The sequence below is a fragment of the Winogradskyella ouciana genome, assembly GCF_009709615.1.
Taxonomy (GTDB): Bacteria; Bacteroidota; Bacteroidia; order Flavobacteriales; family Flavobacteriaceae; genus Winogradskyella; species Winogradskyella ouciana.
Genome location: NZ_WJYA01000336.1, coordinates 1 through 230, shown reverse-complemented (window position 1 = coordinate 230; position 230 = coordinate 1). Strand labels below are relative to the sequence as shown.

The following is a 230-nucleotide window of genomic DNA, read 5'->3' as shown; positions in this document are numbered from 1 at the left end:
TTCCTGAACAAGAAATGTACGGTATTGATCATGTCATACCAGATGTAAGTTATTTAGAGAAAAACGCTCAAAGACTAGTGGGTGTTTTTATCACACACGGACATGAAGATCATATAGGAGCAATTCCATATATTATGAAGAAGCTCCCAAATGTAAAATTTTATACAAATAAACTGGCGTACTTATATATAAGAGAAAAGTTAAGCGAAAAAGGTATAAAAAATATGGAT

1 protein-coding gene is annotated in these 230 nt (G+C 31.3%); it reads left to right on the top strand.

Annotated features, from left to right (window positions below; all coding sequences use genetic code 11):
* Positions 1 to 230 (top strand): MBL fold metallo-hydrolase (locus F1003_RS19295; RefSeq protein ID WP_155090394.1); only part of this gene is annotated, 230 nt, incomplete at both ends.